The organism is Micrococcus sp. 63XJN7_8_ISO-PGPR-S23-253, from assembly GCF_056173425.1.
Window position 1 is genome coordinate 895,511 of sequence record NZ_CM149673.1, and the last position, 15,591, is coordinate 911,101.

Genomic DNA, 15,591 nt, shown 5'->3' on the forward strand with positions numbered 1-15,591 from the left:
CCCGCTAGCCCGACCACGTCGACCAAGCCGGAGTCCTGCAGTGCAAGGCTCTGCTTTCGTCGTACCCGGGGCCGCCTCTGACGCCGCTCCCCACGGGTGAGACGGGGCGGTTCAGGCCGCGAACAGCACGTGCGTGTCCGGCACGACGGCCCGGCCGCCGAGGGCCGTGAGCTCCAGCAGGCAGGCCGCGCCCACCACCTCCGCACTCCGCGCCTCGATGAGCCGCCGGCCGGCGGCGAGGGTGCCGCCCGTGGCGAGGACGTCGTCGAGCAGGAGCACCCGTGACCCGGCCCGCAGGTCCTCGGAGACCTCGATGCTCGCGGTCCCGTACTCCAGCGTGTAGTCCGCACGGGCCGCGGGAGCCGGGAGGCGCCCGGCCTTGCGCAGCGGCACGAGGCCGGTGCCGGTCAGGACGGCGGCCGCCCCGGCGAGCAGGAACCCGCGGGCCTCGAGGCCGGCCACGAGGTCGAAGCGCCCCTCGAACGGCGCCACCAGGGCCTCGACGCACGCCCTCAGGGCGCGGGCGTCGGCGAGCAGGGGCGTGATGTCCTGGAAGGCCACGCCCGGGCTGGGATGGTCGGGGACCACGCGGATGAGGGAGCGGGCACGGGCGATCTCGGAGGTGACGGACACGGCCTCCACTCTAGGACGGACGCCGCCTGGGCCGCGGATGTGATCGGCGTCATCGGGCGGGGAGTTTGCTCTGACTCCCTTGGAGGAGGACAGTGGATCGGTGGAAAATCCCCAGAATCCTCTCGCGGGCCGCGTGCCCGACGTCGAGCCGCCCGCCCGCGTGGCGGCGTCGACGGCCACCCGTCCCGACGACGCCACCCCCGACTGGCGCGGCCGCCCGTTCCTCGGCCAGCCCGGCCCGCTGGCGAACCTGTTCTCCGTGGAGCTGTGGGAGCGCTTCTCCTTCTACGGCATGCAGGCCATGCTCGTGTACTACATGTCCTGGACCGCCGCGGAGGGCGGCCTCGGGATCGACCCGGCCGTGGCCACGGGCATCGTCGGCGCCTACGGCGGCATGGTCTACGTGTTCTGCATCCTCGGCGGCTGGGTCGCCGACCGCCTGCTGGGCTCCGAGCGCACCATGTTCTTCAGCGCCGTCGGGATCATGTTGGGCCACATCGCGCTGGCCCTCGTCCCGGGGGTCCCGGGCCTGACCCTCGGCCTCGTGCTCGTCGCCGTCGGCTCGGGCGGCCTCAAGGCCAACGCCACGAACCTCGTCGGCTCCCTGTACTCCCGCGAGGACCCCAAGCGCGACGCCGGCTTCTCCATCTTCTACATGGGCGTGAACATCGGCGCCCTCTTCGGCCCGCTGCTCACCGGCCTGGCGCGCGACACGATGGGCTTCCACGTCGGCTTCGGCCTCGCCGCCGCCGGCATGGCCATCGGCCTGGCGCAGTACGCCCTGACCCGCAAGAACCTGCCCACGGACGTGCACCGGGTCCCGGATCCACTGCCGCGGTCGCAGTACGGCCGCTGGGGCCTGATCGGCCTGGGGATGGTCGCCGTCGTCGTGGTCCTGTTCCTCACGGGCGTCATCACCCTGGACAACCTCTCCGACGCCGTCGTCGTGCTCGCCGCCGTCGCGGCCATCGCGATCTTCGCCGTCCTGCTGACCTCGACGAAGGTCTCGGAGGAGGAGCGCTCGCGCGTGAAGGCGTTCATCCCGCTGTTCATCGGCACGTCCGTGTTCTTCGCCCTCTTCCAGCAGCAGTTCACCGTGATCGCGCTGTACTCCGAGCACCGCCTCGACCGGAACCTGTTCGGCTGGCTCATGCCCATGGAGTGGGTCAACTCCATCAACCCGATCTTCATCATCGTGTTCGCCCCGGTGTTCGCCGCGCTGTGGACCAAGCTGGGCACCCGCCAGCCCGCCACCCCGGTGAAGTTCGGCATCGGCATCGTCCTGATCGGCATCGCCTTCCTGCTGTTCATCCCGGTGGCCGACGTCGTCGCCGTGCCGCTGCTGTGGCTGACGCTGATCCTCTTCGTCTGCACCATGGGAGAGCTGCTCGTCTCCCCGGTGGGCCTCTCCCTGGCCACCAAGGTCGCCCCGCGCAGCTTCCCGGTGATGATGGTGTCGCTGTACAACCTGTCCGTCGCCCTGGGCACGGCCCTGGCAGGCTCCCTGGCCGGCTCCTACTCGGAGCAGAACGAGGTGGGCTACTTCGGCACGATCGGTGCGGTCACCCTCGGCGTGGGCCTGCTCGTGCTGGCCATCGCCAAGCCGGTGCGTCGCGGCATGCGCGGCGTGCTCTGAGCGCGCCAGTGGCGCGAATCACGCGCCGCTCGGTAGTCTGCGAGACGACGTCATCACTCCCGACCACGCAAAGGACGCGCACTCCATGAGCTCCATCCCCGAAGGCCTGAAGTACTCCGCCGAGCACGAGTGGATCGCCGAGGCCGGTGCCGCCGGCACGGTCCGCGTGGGCATCACCGACTTCGCCCAGGATGCGCTGGGTGACGTCGTGTACGTGGACCTGCCGGAGGTCGGCACCGAGGTCACCGCGGGCACCGCGGTGGGCGAGGTCGAGTCCACGAAGTCCGTCTCGGACATCTACGCCCCGGTCTCCGGCACCGTGGCCGCCGTCAACGACGAGCTCGACGGCGAGCCCGGCCTGGTCAACTCCGCCCCCTACGAGGGCGGTTGGCTGTTCGAGATCACCCTCGCGGACGAGGCCCAGCTCGAGGGCCTCATGGACGCCGAGGGCTACGCCTCGCACACCAGCTGAGCCCCGTCCGCCGTCGCCCCGCCGCTGGCCGGCGGGGCGACGGCGTCCCCTTCGTCTCTCCCTCCGGCGCCACGGCGCCGGCCCCCGCACAGGAGCACCCCATGAACCAGCCCGGACATGAACCGGACCTGTCCACCTCCGCCATCAACCTCACCGAGCTGGCGCCGCTGGTCTCGGCGGACCTCACCCGTGAGGAGTCGGACGCGATCCGCGCCCTCCCGGCCGGTTCCGCGCTGCTGCTCGCCCACGACGGCCCGGACCAGTCCGCCCGCTTCCTGCTGGACGAGGACGTGGTCTCCGTGGGGCGCCACCCGGACGCGGACATCTTCCTCGACGACGTCACCGTCTCCCGTCGTCACGCGGAGTTCCGGGCCGAGGACGGCGGCCATCGGCTCGTGGACCTGAACTCCCTCAACGGCACCTTCGTGAACCACGACCGGGTGGACGAGATCCTGCTGCGCTCCGGGATGCACGTGCAGATCGGCAAGTACCGGCTCACGTACTACGCCGCACCGGCGCGGGGCTGAGCCGTCATCCTCGTGACCGATCCGCGCCCGCGCCCCGACGCCGTCCCCACCGCCCGCCCTACGGGCCGGCTGGGCATCGGCGAGGTCGTGGCCGCCCTCGAAGCCGAATTCCCCGGCGTCACCGCGTCCAAGGTGCGCTTCCTGGAGGACCGCGGCCTCGTGCTGCCCGAGCGGACCCCCGCCGGCTACCGGCGCTTCCGGCCCGAGGACGTGGACCGGCTCCGGTTCATCCTCGCCCTGCAGCGCGACCACTTCCTGCCGCTCAAGGTGATCGCCGACCACCTGGCCGCGCTGGACCGCGGCGAACGCCCCATCGGCCTGCCCGGAACCGCAGCGGTCCCGGCGTCCTCGGACGCGGAGCGGCTCGGCCGCGAGGTCGCCGGGGACCGCCGGTCGTGGACCCGCGCCGAGCTCGCCGCCGAATCCGGTGCGGGCGAGGAGCTGCTGGCCGAGCTGGACCAGTACTCGCTCCTGCCCGTCGATCCCGACGGCGGCTACCCGAGCCACGCGATGGACGTGGCCCGGGCCGCCGTCGTGCTCGCGGGCCACGGCCTGGAGCCCCGGCACCTGCGCCCGCTGCGGGCCGCCGCCGACCGCGAGCTGGGCCTGGTGGAGCGCGCCGTCGCCCCGCTGCAGGCCCGCCGCGACGCCGGCACCCGCCCCCGCGTGGCCCGCTCGGCACGCGAGATCGCGCAGGCCAGCCTGCGGCTGCATGCGGCCCTCGTGGCCGTGGGGCTGGAGCAGTGGGATGACTGAGCCGCGCCCCGTGCCCGCCGACGACGTGCCGCTCTCCGTGCTCGGCGTGCGCGTCGAACTGCCCGAACAGCACCACGTGATCCTGCTGGTGGATCCGCCCGGCCGCACGATGGTCCCGCTGTGGGTGGGCGCGCCCGAGGCCGTCGCCGCCGCGCTCGCGCTCGAGGGCGTCCGCGCGCCCCGGCCCCTCACCCATGAGCTGCTCCTGGCCGCCGTCGACGCCCTGGGCGCCGAGGTCGTGCGGGTGCGGCTCACCGAGGTCCGGGACGAGGTCGTGCACGCCGAGCTCGTGCTCTCCACGGGCGCCCGGGTCGACGCCCGCGCGTCGGACGCCGTCGTGGTCGCCCTGCGCGCCGACGCCCCCGTGCTCGGCAGCCCCGCCGTGCTCGCGGACGCCGGCATGCCGGCGCGGACGGGGGAGGAGGACGCCGGCCAGGAGCGCGCCGTCGAGGACTTCCGCGACTTCCTGGACACGGTGCGCCCCGAGGACTTCGCCTGAGCGGAGCCGGCGCGACACGGCGCGGTCTCGCCGCCGGCGTCGTTGACCACCCTCGGACCCGCGCGTACCTTCGAGGGGAAGAGGGCCCCGCCACCCGGGGCGCCTCCGTCGTCCTCCCCACGGTCACCGGGGAGCGCCGCCACGGTCACCGGCGGCACATGACGGTCGCGTCCCCTTCCCGCACCGGGGGCCCCGCACCAGGAGGTTCCCCGTGACACCCACTGCAGGTCCTGGCCGGCCCCCCGCGCTCGGCACCCAGGGCACGCTCTTCGACGAGGGCGCGACCCGGGGCGACGACGTCGGCTTCCGCGGACCCACCGCGTGCAAGGCCGCCGGCATCACGTATCGCCAGCTCGACTACTGGGCCCGCACGGACCTCGTGGTCCCCACGGTCCGCAGCGCCTCCGGCTCCGGCTCCCAGCGGCTCTACTCGTTCCGCGACATCCTCGTCCTCAAGGTGGTCAAGCGCCTCCTGGACACTGGCGTCTCGCTCCAGCAGATCCGCACCGCCGTGGGCCACCTGCGCGAGCGGGGCGTCGAGGACCTGGCGCAGATCACCCTGATGAGCGACGGCGCCTCGGTGTACGAGTGCACCTCGGCGGACGAGGTCGTGGACCTCGTCCAGGGCGGCCAGGGCGTCTTCGGGATCGCCGTCGGCCGCGTGTGGCGCGAGGTCGAGGGCAGCCTCGCCGAGCTGCCGCGCGAGAGCGTGGTGGGCGCCCCCGAGCCGGGAGACGAGCTGGCCGGGCGGCGTCGGGCCCGCCGCTCCGCCTGACCCTCCACCGCGGGGCGCCCGCGGCCGACGCCGGCCCCGGCACGAGGCCGGGCCGGCGTCGGCGCCCCACAGCGCCGAACCAGTCATCTTTCGTCTCGCAACGGTGACTGTGCGCGACATGAGGCGGAACTCCGGCGCGGTGTGACACACTCCCAACCATGACCGCACCTGTCGAGAACTTCACCCCTCCAGAGGACGCGGCCGGGTCGACCGGAGCCGGCGCCGTCTTCTCCAAGGTCTTGGTGGCCAACCGCGGCGAGATCGCCGTCCGCGCCTTCCGCGCCTGCTACGAGCTGGGCGCCCGCACCGTCGCCGTCTTCCCCTATGAGGACCGCAATTCGATCCACCGCCAGAAGGCGGACGAGGCCTACCGCATCGGTGACGAGGGCCACCCCGTGCGTGCCTACCTCGACGTGGACGAGATCATCCGCGTGGCCAAGGACGCCGGGGCCGATGCGATCTACCCGGGCTACGGCTTCCTGTCGGAGAACGCCGGCCTGGCCCGCGCCGCGGCCGAGAACGGGATCACCTTCGTCGGCCCGCCCGCCGACGTCCTCGAGCTGACCGGCAACAAGGTCGAAGCCCTGCGCGCGGCCAAGCGCGCGGGCATCCCCACCCTGGCCTCCTCGGACCCGAGCGCCGACGTCGAGTGGCTCCTGGAGCAGGCCGAGGAGATCGGCTTCCCCATCTTCGTCAAGGCCGTCGCCGGCGGCGGCGGCCGCGGCATGCGCCGCGTCGAGCGCCGCGAGGACCTGCGCGGCTCCCTCGAGGCCGCGATGCGCGAGGCGGACACCGCCTTCGGCGACCCCACCGTGTTCCTCGAGCAGGCCGTCCTGCGGCCGCGGCACATCGAGGTGCAGATCCTCGCCGACGGCGAGGGCAACGTCGTGCACCTCTTCGAGCGGGACTGCTCGCTCCAGCGCCGCCACCAGAAGGTCATCGAGATGGCCCCGGCCCCGAACCTGGACGAGGAGATCCGGCAGGCCCTGCACCGGGACGCCGTCGCCTTCGCCAAGGAGATGGGCTACGTCAACGCGGGCACCGTCGAGTTCCTCGTGGACACGGCGGGCGAGCGCGCGGGCCAGCACGTGTTCATCGAGATGAACCCCCGCATCCAGGTGGAGCACACCGTGACGGAGGAGGTCACGGACGTGGACCTGGTGGGCGCGCAGCTGCGCATCGCCGCCGGCGCCACCCTGCCCGAGCTGGGCATCACCCAGGACGCCCTCCAGGTCCGCGGCTTCGCCATCCAGTGCCGCATCACCACCGAGGACCCGGCCAACGGCTTCCGCCCGGACACCGGCACCATCACCGCCTACCGCTCGGCCGGCGGCTCCGGTGTGCGCCTCGACGGCGGCACCATCTACGCCGGTGCGGAGATCAGCCCCCACTTCGACTCCATGCTGGTCAAGCTCACCTGCCGCGGACGTGACTACGCCACGGCCGTGCGCCGCGTGCGCCGCGCCCTGGCCGAGTTCCGCGTGCGCGGCGTGGCCACCAACATCCCGTTCCTGATGAACGTGATGGACGACCCGCAGTTCGTCAGCGGCGACGTCGCCACGGACTTCATCGACAAGCACCCCGAGCTGGCCACGGTGAACCGCTCCCAGGACCGCGGCTCCAAGGCCCTGCAGTACCTCGTGGACGTCACGGTCAACCAGCCGCACGGCCCGCGCATCGAGGGCATCGACCCCCGCGACCGCCTCCCGGAGCACCCGGGCGACAAGCACCAGGAGCCGGACCGCTCGCCCTTCGACGGCCCGAGCCGGAACGAGGACGCGGCGCCCCCGCACGGCTGGCGTCAGGTGCTGCTGGAGCAGGGCCCCGAGGGCTTCGCCCGCACCCTGCGCGAGCAGACCGCGCTGGCCGTCACGGACACCACGTTCCGCGACGCCCACCAGTCCCTGCTGGCCACCCGCGTCCGCACGCGCGACCTGCTGGCCGCCGCGCCCGCCGTCGCGCACACCCTGCCGGGGCTGCTGTCGGTGGAGGCCTGGGGCGGGGCGACGTACGACGTCGCGCTGCGCTTCCTCCACGAGGACCCGTGGCAGCGCCTCGAGCTGCTGCGCGCGGAGCTGCCGAACATCCCGATCCAGATGCTGCTGCGTGGCCGCAACACGGTGGGCTACACGCCGTACCCCACCGAGGTGACGGACGCGTTCGTGACCGAGGCCGCGGCGTCCGGCGTCGACGTGTTCCGCATCTTCGACGCCCTCAACGACGTCGAGCAGATCACCCCGGCCATCGAGGCGGTGCGTGCCACGGGCACCGCCGTGGCCGAGGCGGCCCTGTGCTACACGGGCAACATGACGGATCCGAAGGAGACGCTCTACACGCTCGACTACTACCTGGGCCTCGCCCGCCGGATGGTCGACGCCGGCGCCCACGTCCTGGCGATCAAGGACATGGCCGGCCTGCTGCGGCCCGCCGCCGCGCGCGAGCTCGTCACGGCCCTGCGCGCCGAGTTCGACCTGCCCGTGCACCTGCACACGCACGACACCGCCGGCGGGCAGCTGGCCACCCTGCTCGCGGCGGCGGAGGCCGGCGTGGACGCCGTCGACGCGGCCACCGCGTCCATGGCGGGCACCACGAGCCAGGTGCCGCTGTCCGCCCTGGTCGCGGCGCTCGAGCACACGGAGCGGGACACCGGTCTCGGCCTCGAGGCCGCCACCGCGATGGAGCCCTACTGGGAGTCCGTCCGCTCGGCGTACGCGCCCTTCGAGGCGGGGCTGCCCGCCCCGACCGGCCGTGTGTACCACCACGAGATCCCGGGCGGCCAGCTGTCCAACCTGCGCACGCAGGCGATCGCGCTCGGCCTGGGGGAGCGGTTCGAGGCCATCGAGTCGATGTACGCCGCGGCCGACGACCTGCTCGGCCACCTCGTCAAGGTCACCCCGTCCTCCAAGGTGGTGGGCGACCTGGCGCTCCAGCTGGTCGGTTCCGGCGTGGACCCGAAGGAGTTCGCGGAGCGTCCGCAGGAGTTCGACATCCCGGACTCCGTGATCGGCTTCCTGCGCGGCGAGCTCGGCGACCCGCCCGGCGGCTGGCCGGAGCCCTTCCGGACCAAGGCCCTCCAGGGTCGCCGCGAGGGCGCGGGCATGGTGGAGATCTCCGCGGAGGACTCGACGGCCCTCGCCGAGGCCGGACAGACCCGCCGCGCGGTGCTGAACCGCCTGCTCTTCCCCGGCCCCACGAAGGAGTTCGAGGCGCACCGCGAGGAGTTCGGGGACACCGTCACCCTGCACACCCGCGACTTCCTCTACGGCCTCGTCCCCGGGCGTGAGCACGTCATCTCGCTTGGACGCGGTGTCCGGCTGCTCGCCACCCTCATGTCCGTCTCCGAGCCGGACGAGAAGGGCATGCGCACGGTGATGGTCACCCTGAACGGCCAGCTGCGCCAGATGACCGTCCGGGACCGCTCGATCGAGTCCACCGTGCGGACCGCGGAGAAGGCGGACCCCGGCACCCCCGGCCACGTCGCCGCCCCGTTCGCGGGCTCGGTCACCGTCCAGGTGGCCGAGGGCGACGCCGTCGAGGTCGGCCAGGCGGTGGCCACGATCGAGGCGATGAAGATGGAGGCCACGATCACGGCCCAGGCCGCGGGCACCGTGCGCCGCGTGGTCACGGAGGGCGTCACGCCCGTCAACGGCGGAGACCTGCTGCTCGTGATCGAGTGAGCCCCGCGTGAGCCCGCCGCCGGCGGGCCGCCCCACGGGCCCGGACGCCACCGCGTCCGGGCCCGTGCCTATCCTGGGAGGCATGGCCACCTCTGCGGAACACCACGACCTGCTCATCATCGGCTCCGGATCGGGGAACTCCCTGATCAGCGAACACTGGAAGGGCCGGAGCGTCGTGATCGCCGACTCCGGCACGTTCGGCGGCACCTGCCTGAACGTCGGCTGCATCCCCACCAAGATGTACGCCTACCCGGCCGGCCTGGCCGCGCTGCCCCCCGAGGCTCGGAGCCTCGGGGTGGGGCTGGAGTTCACGGGCGCCGACTTCCCGGCCATCCGGGACCGCATCTTCACGCGCATCGACGGCATCAGCCGCGACGGGCTCCGCTACCGCCGGGACGATCTGGACTACACGAGCGTGATCCAGGAGGAGGTCCGCTTCGTCGGCCCCCGCCGCGTGCGCACCGCCTCGGGCCGGGAGATCACGGCGGACCAGGTGGTGGTCGCCGCGGGGTCGCGGCCCACCCTCCCGGCGATCCCAGGCCTGGACCTGCCGTCGGTGCACACCTCGGACACCGTGATGCGGATGGATCGGCTGCCGCGGCGGCTGCTCGTGGTGGGCGGCGGGTTCATCGCCTGCGAGTTCGCCTCCGTCTTCGCCGGGCTGGGGACCGAGGTCGTCCAGGTCAACCGCGGCCACCGGCTGCTCAAGCAGCACGACATGTCCGTGTCCACGACGTTCACGAAGATCGCTGCCCGACGGTGGGACCTGCGCACGGGGTGGACCCCGGCCGGGATCGAACCGGTCGAGGACGCCGAGCGGGCCGCGGACGGCTGGGTCCGGGTGCGCCTGGATCGCGCTGAGGGCCAGGAGCAGACCGGCATCGTGGAGGAGGCCATCGAGGCGGACGCGGTGCTGATCGCGGTCGGCCGGACGCCGAACACGGACCGCCTCGACCCCGCCGCCGCGGGACTGGACGTCACCGACGACGGCGTCCTGGCCAGCGACCAGCACCAGCGCGCGCTCTCCGACGGTGCGCCGGTGGAGGGGGTCTACGTGCTCGGGGACGTCGCCAACACGTGGCAGCTCAAGCACGTGGCCAACCACGAGGCCCGCGTCGTCGCGCACAACCTGGAGCATCCGGACGACCTGCGCGCCAACACGCTCGGTCCCGTGCCGGCGGCCGTGTTCACCCACCCGCAGGCGGCCTCCGTCGGGCTCACGGTGGAGCAGGCGCTCGCCGACTACGGCGCGGACGCGATCACGGTGAAGACCCAGTCCTTCGGGGACGTCGCCTACGGTTGGGCCATGGAGGACACCGAGGGCGTGTGCACGGTCGTCGCGGAGAAGGCCACGGGACGGATCCTGGGTGGGCACATCCTGGGGCACGAAGCCGCGAACCTCATCCAGCCGCTCGTGACCGGCATGGCGTTCGGCATCGACGCCCACCGGCTCGCGCGGGGCCAGTACTGGCCCCACCCGGCCCTCACCGAGGTCGTCGAGAACGCGCTGCTGGGCCTGGACGTGCCGGACTCCGGTCTGCTCTGACCGGACCCGCGGGGACGACGACGCCCGGCCGCGGGGGCCGGGCGCCGTCGTCGAAGGGGGCGTTCAGTTCTGCGGGGCGGGCTCCCCGTAGATGTCCGCGATCTGCGCGGCGAAGTCCTTCATGATCGCCGACCGGCGCATCTTCAGGGACGGGGTCACATGGCCCTCCTCCAGGGAGAAGTCGCGGTCGAGGATGCGGAACTCCCGGATCCCCTCGGCGCGCGAGACCAGGCTGTTGGCCTTGTCCACGGCCTCCTGGATGTGGCGGCGCACCGCGTCCTCGCGTGCGGCCGCAGCGACGTCGAGGTCCTTCGGCAGCCCGTTCGCGGCGAGCCACGCGGGCAGGGTGTCGGTGTCGAGGGTGACGATCGCCGCGATGAAGGGCTTGCCGTCGCCGACCACCATCACCTGGGAGACGAGCGCGTCGCTGCGGATCGCGTCCTCGAGCATCGCCGGTGCCACGTTCTTGCCGCCGGCCGTCACCAGCAGCTCCTTCTTGCGGCCGGTGATCGTGAGGAAGCCGTCGTCGTCCAGGGCCCCGAGGTCGCCGGTGCGGAACCAGCCGTCCTCGAAGGCCTCCTCGTTCGCCTCCGGCCGGTTGTGGTAGCCGCGCATCAGCGACGTGCCGCGCGTGAGGATCTCGCCGTCCTCGGCGATCCGCACCTGGTTGCCGCCGAGGGGGTGTCCGACCGTGCCGATCTTCAGCCGGTCCGGCCGGCCCACGGTGATGGGGGCCGTCGTCTCGGTGAGGCCGTAGCCCTCGAGGATGGTCACGCCCACGCCGCGGAAGAAGTGCGCCAGGTCGGTGGAGAGGGGGCCGCCGCCGGAGACCGCGTACGCGAGCCGGCCGCCCATGGCCGTCCGGATCCGGCGGTAGACCAGCGCGGAGTAGAACGCGCGCTGCAGCCGCAGGGGCGCCGTCATCCGGCCCGAGTCCAGCGCCCGGGACCAGCGGATCGCCACGTCCGCGCCACGGCGGAAGATCTTCTCCTTGCCGCCGCTCTGCGCGTTGAGCAGCGCCGCGTTGTAGATCTTCTCGAACACGCGCGGCACGGCCAGCACGAAGCTCGGCTGGAAGGTCTGCAACGAGACCGAGAGCCGCTTGATGTCCGAGACGTGCCCGCAGCGTGCGCCCGCGGCGACGGTGAGCACCGAGACGAAGCGCGCGAACACGTGCGCCAGGGGGATGAACAGCACGGTGGAGGTGTCCTGGCGGACGACGTCGCCGAGCGAGGAGGACAGGGTCTGGTTGACGAGCTCCGCGAAGTTCTCGTGCGTGAGCTCGCAGCCCTTGGGCCGGCCCGTGGTGCCGGAGGTGTAGATGATGGTCGCCAGGTCGGCCAGGCCGGCGGAGGACCGGCGCGTCTCGAGCTCCTCATCGGTGACGTCCGCGCCCAGGGCGACGAGCGCCTCAAGGCCGGAGCCGGGGGCGCCGTCGGCCGGGTCCATCGTCCACAGGCCGATCAGCTCCGGCAGGCCCTCGCGCTGCACCGCGTCCCGCACCGTCTTGGCGAGGTCCTCGTTCCCGGTCACGACGGCGCGCACGTTCGCGTCCTCGATGATCCAGGACACCTGGCTGACGGAGGAGGTCTCGTACACGGGCACGGTGACCGCGCCGGCATACCAGATGGCGAAGTCGACCAGGGTCCACTCCAGGCGGGTGGAGGCCAGGAGCCCGACCGTCTCCCCGGGCTGGATCCCGGCGGCGATGAGCCCCTTGGCCAGGGCCCGCACGCGCTCGCGGGCGTCCCGGGCGGAGACGTCCGTCCACTGATCCTGCGCGTCCGCCACCGCGAAGAGGCCGTGGTTGGGACGCTCCGTGGCCTGGCGTTCCAGGAAGTCCGTGATGTTCGCCTTCGGGGACAGGCGGGGCTGGTACGGCTCGCTGATCTCGTGCATGGGACTCCTCGGGCGTTGGGTCGGTTCCGCCGACCGGTGGGCGGCACAACGGAAGTAAGTGTGAGTCGTGTCACGCACACTGTACAACCGGGAGCGGTGGGGTCCGGGGCGCGACTCAGTGCGTCGTCATGGCGGCGACCGCGCTCCGGCCGTGGTCGATCAGCAGCGGCAGGTCGTAGTCGAGCGTGGCGACGTGGCGGCTGCGGGGCAGTCCCACCACCTCCACGGGGGCGTGGCGCAGGCCCCGCACCAGGGCCCGGTGGCTCGAGACGGGCACGACGGCGTCGCGGGCGGACCGGTAGACCGTCACGGGAGCGGTGATCCGCGGCAGGGCGCGGCGGGCGGCCCGCTGGATGCGGCCGAGGGCGGCGACGCCGGCCATCGGCGTGCGGGGGTAGGCGCGCTCGCGCGCCGTCGGGTCCGCGATGTCGTCCGCGATCGGGGCGACCGTGGGGACGAACGGGGCCAGCAGCGGGGCGAAGGGGGCGAGGGGGCTGGCGAAGCGCAGCGCGGGGTTCACCACGAGCACGCCGGCCACGGGTCGGTGGGCCGCGGCGTCGAGCGCGAGGGCGCCGCCCATCGAGATGCCCGCCATGACCACGCGGCCGTGTCGGGCGAGCTCGAGGTCCACGACGGCCCGGACGGCGGCGCGGATCTCGTCCGCACCCGTGGCGGCGAGGTCCTCCCACCGCGTGCCGTGCCCCGGCAGCAGGGGCACGCTCACGGGGGAGCCGCCTGCCGCGAGCCCCTCGGCCCAGGCGCGGACGGAGGCCGGAGTCGAGGTGAACCCGTGCAGGAGCACGACGCAGTGGTCGCGCCGGGCGGGAGCGGCGGGCATGAGACGCAGGGGCAGGTCTTCGGGGGCGACGGCGACGGGGCGGGGCATGGTGCCAGGGTAAGGCAGGCGGACCGTACGATGGGCAGGCACCCGACCGCCCCGACCGGAAGGCCCTCGTGTCCACGTTCTACTGGTCCGCCAAGACGTTCGCCGTGGCTCCGGCCACCCGCCTGCTGTTCCGCCCCTGGGTGAAGGGCCTCGGGAACGTGCCGGCCGAGGGCCCGGCGATCCTGGCCAGCAACCACCTGTCCGTCTCGGACTCGGTGTTCATGCCGGCCATGCTCGACCGCCAGGTGCACTTCCTGGCCAAGCACGAGTACTTCACCGGCCCGGGCGTGAAGGGGTGGGTCACCCGCCGGTTCTTCGAGGCGGCGAACCAGCTGCCCATGGACCGCTCCGGCGGAGAGGCGTCCCTGCGCTCGCTGGACGCGGGCCTCGAGGCGCTGCGGGAGGGCCGGCTGCTCGGGATCTACCCGGAGGGCACCCGCAGCCCGGATGGTCGGCTGCACCGCGGCAAGATCGGCGTGGCCAAGCTCGCGCTGGCCTCGGGCGCGCCCGTGGTGCCCATCGCGATGATCGGCACGGACCGGGTCCAGCCGATCGGCCACGTGCTGCCGCGGATCCGGCGCCTGGGCATGATCTTCGGTGAGCCGCTGGACTTCTCCGACCGTGCCGAGGCCGCCGGCGACCCCCGGGTGCTGCGGGAAGTGACGGACGAGATCATGGAGGCCATCCGGCGTCTGTCGGGCCAGGAGTACGTGGACACCTACGCGGCGGACGTGAAGGCGGGCCGCGTGGCCGCTCCGCCGCGCGCCCGCGACTGAGCGGGGTCCGCGCGTCGTCATCCGGGGACGCTCAGACCGGGGCGCGGCACGCGGCCCCCTAGCCTGGTGTGCATGACTGAAGACCCCCGCGAGAAGATCCTGGCCTTCGGCACCGCCATCTCGGAGGGCGCCGCCGACATCCCCGGCCTGGACCACTGGCGCTCGCTGCCGATCGCCCAGGCGCCGTCCTGGGCGGACGAGGCCGATCACCGCGCCGCCGTCGCCGAGCTGAGCGCCCTGCCCCCGCTCGTCTTCGCGGGCGAGGTCGACCTGCTGCGCGCCCGTCTGGCCGATGTCGCCCAGGGTCGCGCGTTCCTCCTGCAGGGCGGCGACTGCGCCGAGACGTTCGCCGGGTCCACCGCCAACCGGATCAGCGCCCGGGTGAAGACCATCCTGCAGATGGCCGCGGTGCTGACCTACGGCGCCTCCATGCCGGTCGTGAAGATGGGCCGGATCGCCGGCCAGTTCGCCAAGCCGCGGTCCTCGGACACGGAGACCCGCGACGGCGTCACGCTGCCCAGCTTCCGCGGCGAGATCGTGAACGGCTATGAGTTCACCGAGCAGGCACGCCGGCACGACGCCCGACGGATGGTGCAGGCGTACCACACCTCCGCCTCCACCCTGAACCTGGTCCGCGCCTTCACCCAGGGCGGCTTCGCCGATCTGCGCAGCGTGCACCAGTGGAACCAGGGCTTCATGGCCAACCCCGCCTACGCCCAGTACGAGGAGATGGCCGCCGAGATCGACCGCGCGGTCCGCTTCATGAACGCCGCGGGCGTGGACTTCGAGGCCATGCGCCGCACCGAGTTCTATTCAGCCCACGAGGCGCTCCTGCTCGACTACGAGCGCGCCCTGACCCGCGTGGACTCACGCAGCGGCGACCCCTACGCCACGAGCGCCCACTTCCTGTGGATCGGCGAGCGCACCCGCCAGGTGGATGGCGCCCACGTCGACTTCCTCTCCCGGGTCCGCAACCCGATCGGCGTGAAGCTCGGCCCGACCACCACGACCGCGGATGCCCTCGAGCTCGCGGAGCGGCTGGACCCGGAGCGCGAGCCGGGCCGCCTGACCTTCATCACCCGCATGGGCGCGGAGCGGATCCGGGACGTGCTGCCCGGCATCGTCGAGGGCGTCCGTGACGCGGGGCTGGAGCCGGTGTGGGTCACCGACCCCATGCACGGCAACACCGTGACCGCGGCCAACGGCTACAAGACCCGCCGGTTCGAGGACGTGATGGACGAGGTCAGCGGCTTCTTCGAGGTGCACCGCGAGCTCGGCACGCACCCGGGCGGCATGCACGTCGAGCTGACCGGCGACGACGTCGCCGAGTGCCTGGGCGGCTCCGACCCGATCAACGAGGCCGACTTCGACGCCCGCTACGAGACGCTGTGCGACCCGCGGCTGAACCACCAGCAGTCCCTGGAGATGGCGTTCAAGGTCACCGAGGCCCTCTCGCACCCCGAGCGTCGCGCGCCGCGGGCCTGACCGCGCGGCCGGGCACGCCCGGGC

Annotated in this window: 13 protein-coding genes; 10 read left to right on the forward strand and 3 right to left on the reverse strand. The window is 73.1% G+C overall.

Annotated features, from left to right (window positions below):
- Positions 1 to 111: 111 nt before the first annotated feature.
- A complete protein-coding gene (locus AC0VX4_RS04200) occupies positions 112 to 633 on the reverse strand; it encodes an adenine phosphoribosyltransferase (protein ID WP_063189749.1) in 522 nt (173 codons plus the stop codon).
- Positions 634 to 793: 160 nt separating this feature from the next.
- Between AC0VX4_RS04200 and AC0VX4_RS04205 the strand changes: the two genes are divergently transcribed.
- From AC0VX4_RS04205 to AC0VX4_RS04240, 8 genes are all read left to right on the forward strand, one after another.
- Complete coding sequence (locus tag AC0VX4_RS04205) at positions 794 to 2,269, forward strand: peptide MFS transporter (protein WP_475464674.1); 1,476 nt, start codon at positions 794 to 796, stop codon at positions 2,267 to 2,269.
- 85 nt (positions 2,270 to 2,354) lie between these two features.
- Positions 2,355 to 2,741: a glycine cleavage system protein GcvH gene (gene gcvH / locus AC0VX4_RS04210; RefSeq protein ID WP_002854607.1), complete on the forward strand. Its 387-nt coding sequence runs from the start codon at positions 2,355 to 2,357 to the stop codon at positions 2,739 to 2,741.
- Positions 2,742 to 2,842: 101 nt separating this feature from the next.
- On the forward strand, positions 2,843 to 3,268 hold the full coding sequence (locus AC0VX4_RS04215; RefSeq protein WP_475464637.1) for an FHA domain-containing protein: 426 nt from the start codon (positions 2,843 to 2,845) through the stop codon (positions 3,266 to 3,268).
- Positions 3,269 to 3,280: 12 nt separating this feature from the next.
- On the forward strand, positions 3,281 to 4,024 hold the full coding sequence (gene ftsR / locus AC0VX4_RS04220) for a transcriptional regulator FtsR (protein ID WP_475464638.1): 744 nt from the start codon (positions 3,281 to 3,283) through the stop codon (positions 4,022 to 4,024).
- Positions 4,017 to 4,523 carry a bifunctional nuclease family protein gene (locus AC0VX4_RS04225; protein WP_475464639.1) on the forward strand — a complete coding sequence of 169 codons (507 nt, stop codon included), beginning with the start codon at positions 4,017 to 4,019 and terminating at the stop codon, positions 4,521 to 4,523. Before ftsR ends, AC0VX4_RS04225 begins: the two co-directional genes overlap by 8 nt.
- Before the next feature lie 211 nt (positions 4,524 to 4,734).
- Complete coding sequence (locus AC0VX4_RS04230; protein ID WP_036384587.1) at positions 4,735 to 5,298, forward strand: MerR family transcriptional regulator; 564 nt, start codon at positions 4,735 to 4,737, stop codon at positions 5,296 to 5,298.
- A gap of 158 nt (positions 5,299 to 5,456) precedes the next feature.
- Positions 5,457 to 8,975, forward strand: coding sequence for a pyruvate carboxylase (locus tag AC0VX4_RS04235; protein WP_475464640.1), 3,519 nt, complete (start codon positions 5,457 to 5,459; stop codon positions 8,973 to 8,975).
- Between the two features lie 82 nt (positions 8,976 to 9,057).
- A complete protein-coding gene (locus AC0VX4_RS04240) occupies positions 9,058 to 10,521 on the forward strand; it encodes a mycothione reductase (protein WP_144823914.1) in 1,464 nt (487 codons plus the stop codon).
- A 63-nt stretch (positions 10,522 to 10,584) separates the two neighbouring features.
- Here the strand turns inward: AC0VX4_RS04240 and AC0VX4_RS04245 are convergent, their stop codons facing one another.
- Both AC0VX4_RS04245 and AC0VX4_RS04250 read right to left on the reverse strand, forming a co-directional pair.
- Positions 10,585 to 12,420 (reverse strand): AMP-dependent synthetase/ligase, encoded by a 1,836-nt coding sequence (locus AC0VX4_RS04245; RefSeq protein WP_144823915.1) that lies wholly within the window; start codon positions 12,418 to 12,420, stop codon positions 10,585 to 10,587.
- A gap of 115 nt (positions 12,421 to 12,535) precedes the next feature.
- On the reverse strand, positions 12,536 to 13,306 hold the full coding sequence (locus AC0VX4_RS04250) for an alpha/beta hydrolase (protein WP_044659487.1): 771 nt from the start codon (positions 13,304 to 13,306) through the stop codon (positions 12,536 to 12,538).
- Positions 13,307 to 13,374: 68 nt separating this feature from the next.
- Between AC0VX4_RS04250 and AC0VX4_RS04255 the strand changes: the two genes are divergently transcribed.
- Both AC0VX4_RS04255 and AC0VX4_RS04260 read left to right on the forward strand, forming a co-directional pair.
- Complete coding sequence (locus AC0VX4_RS04255) at positions 13,375 to 14,082, forward strand: lysophospholipid acyltransferase family protein (protein ID WP_002854595.1); 708 nt, start codon at positions 13,375 to 13,377, stop codon at positions 14,080 to 14,082.
- Positions 14,083 to 14,154: 72 nt separating this feature from the next.
- Positions 14,155 to 15,567, forward strand: coding sequence for a class II 3-deoxy-7-phosphoheptulonate synthase (locus AC0VX4_RS04260; protein WP_002854593.1), 1,413 nt, complete (start codon positions 14,155 to 14,157; stop codon positions 15,565 to 15,567).
- Positions 15,568 to 15,591: the final 24 nt, after the last annotated feature.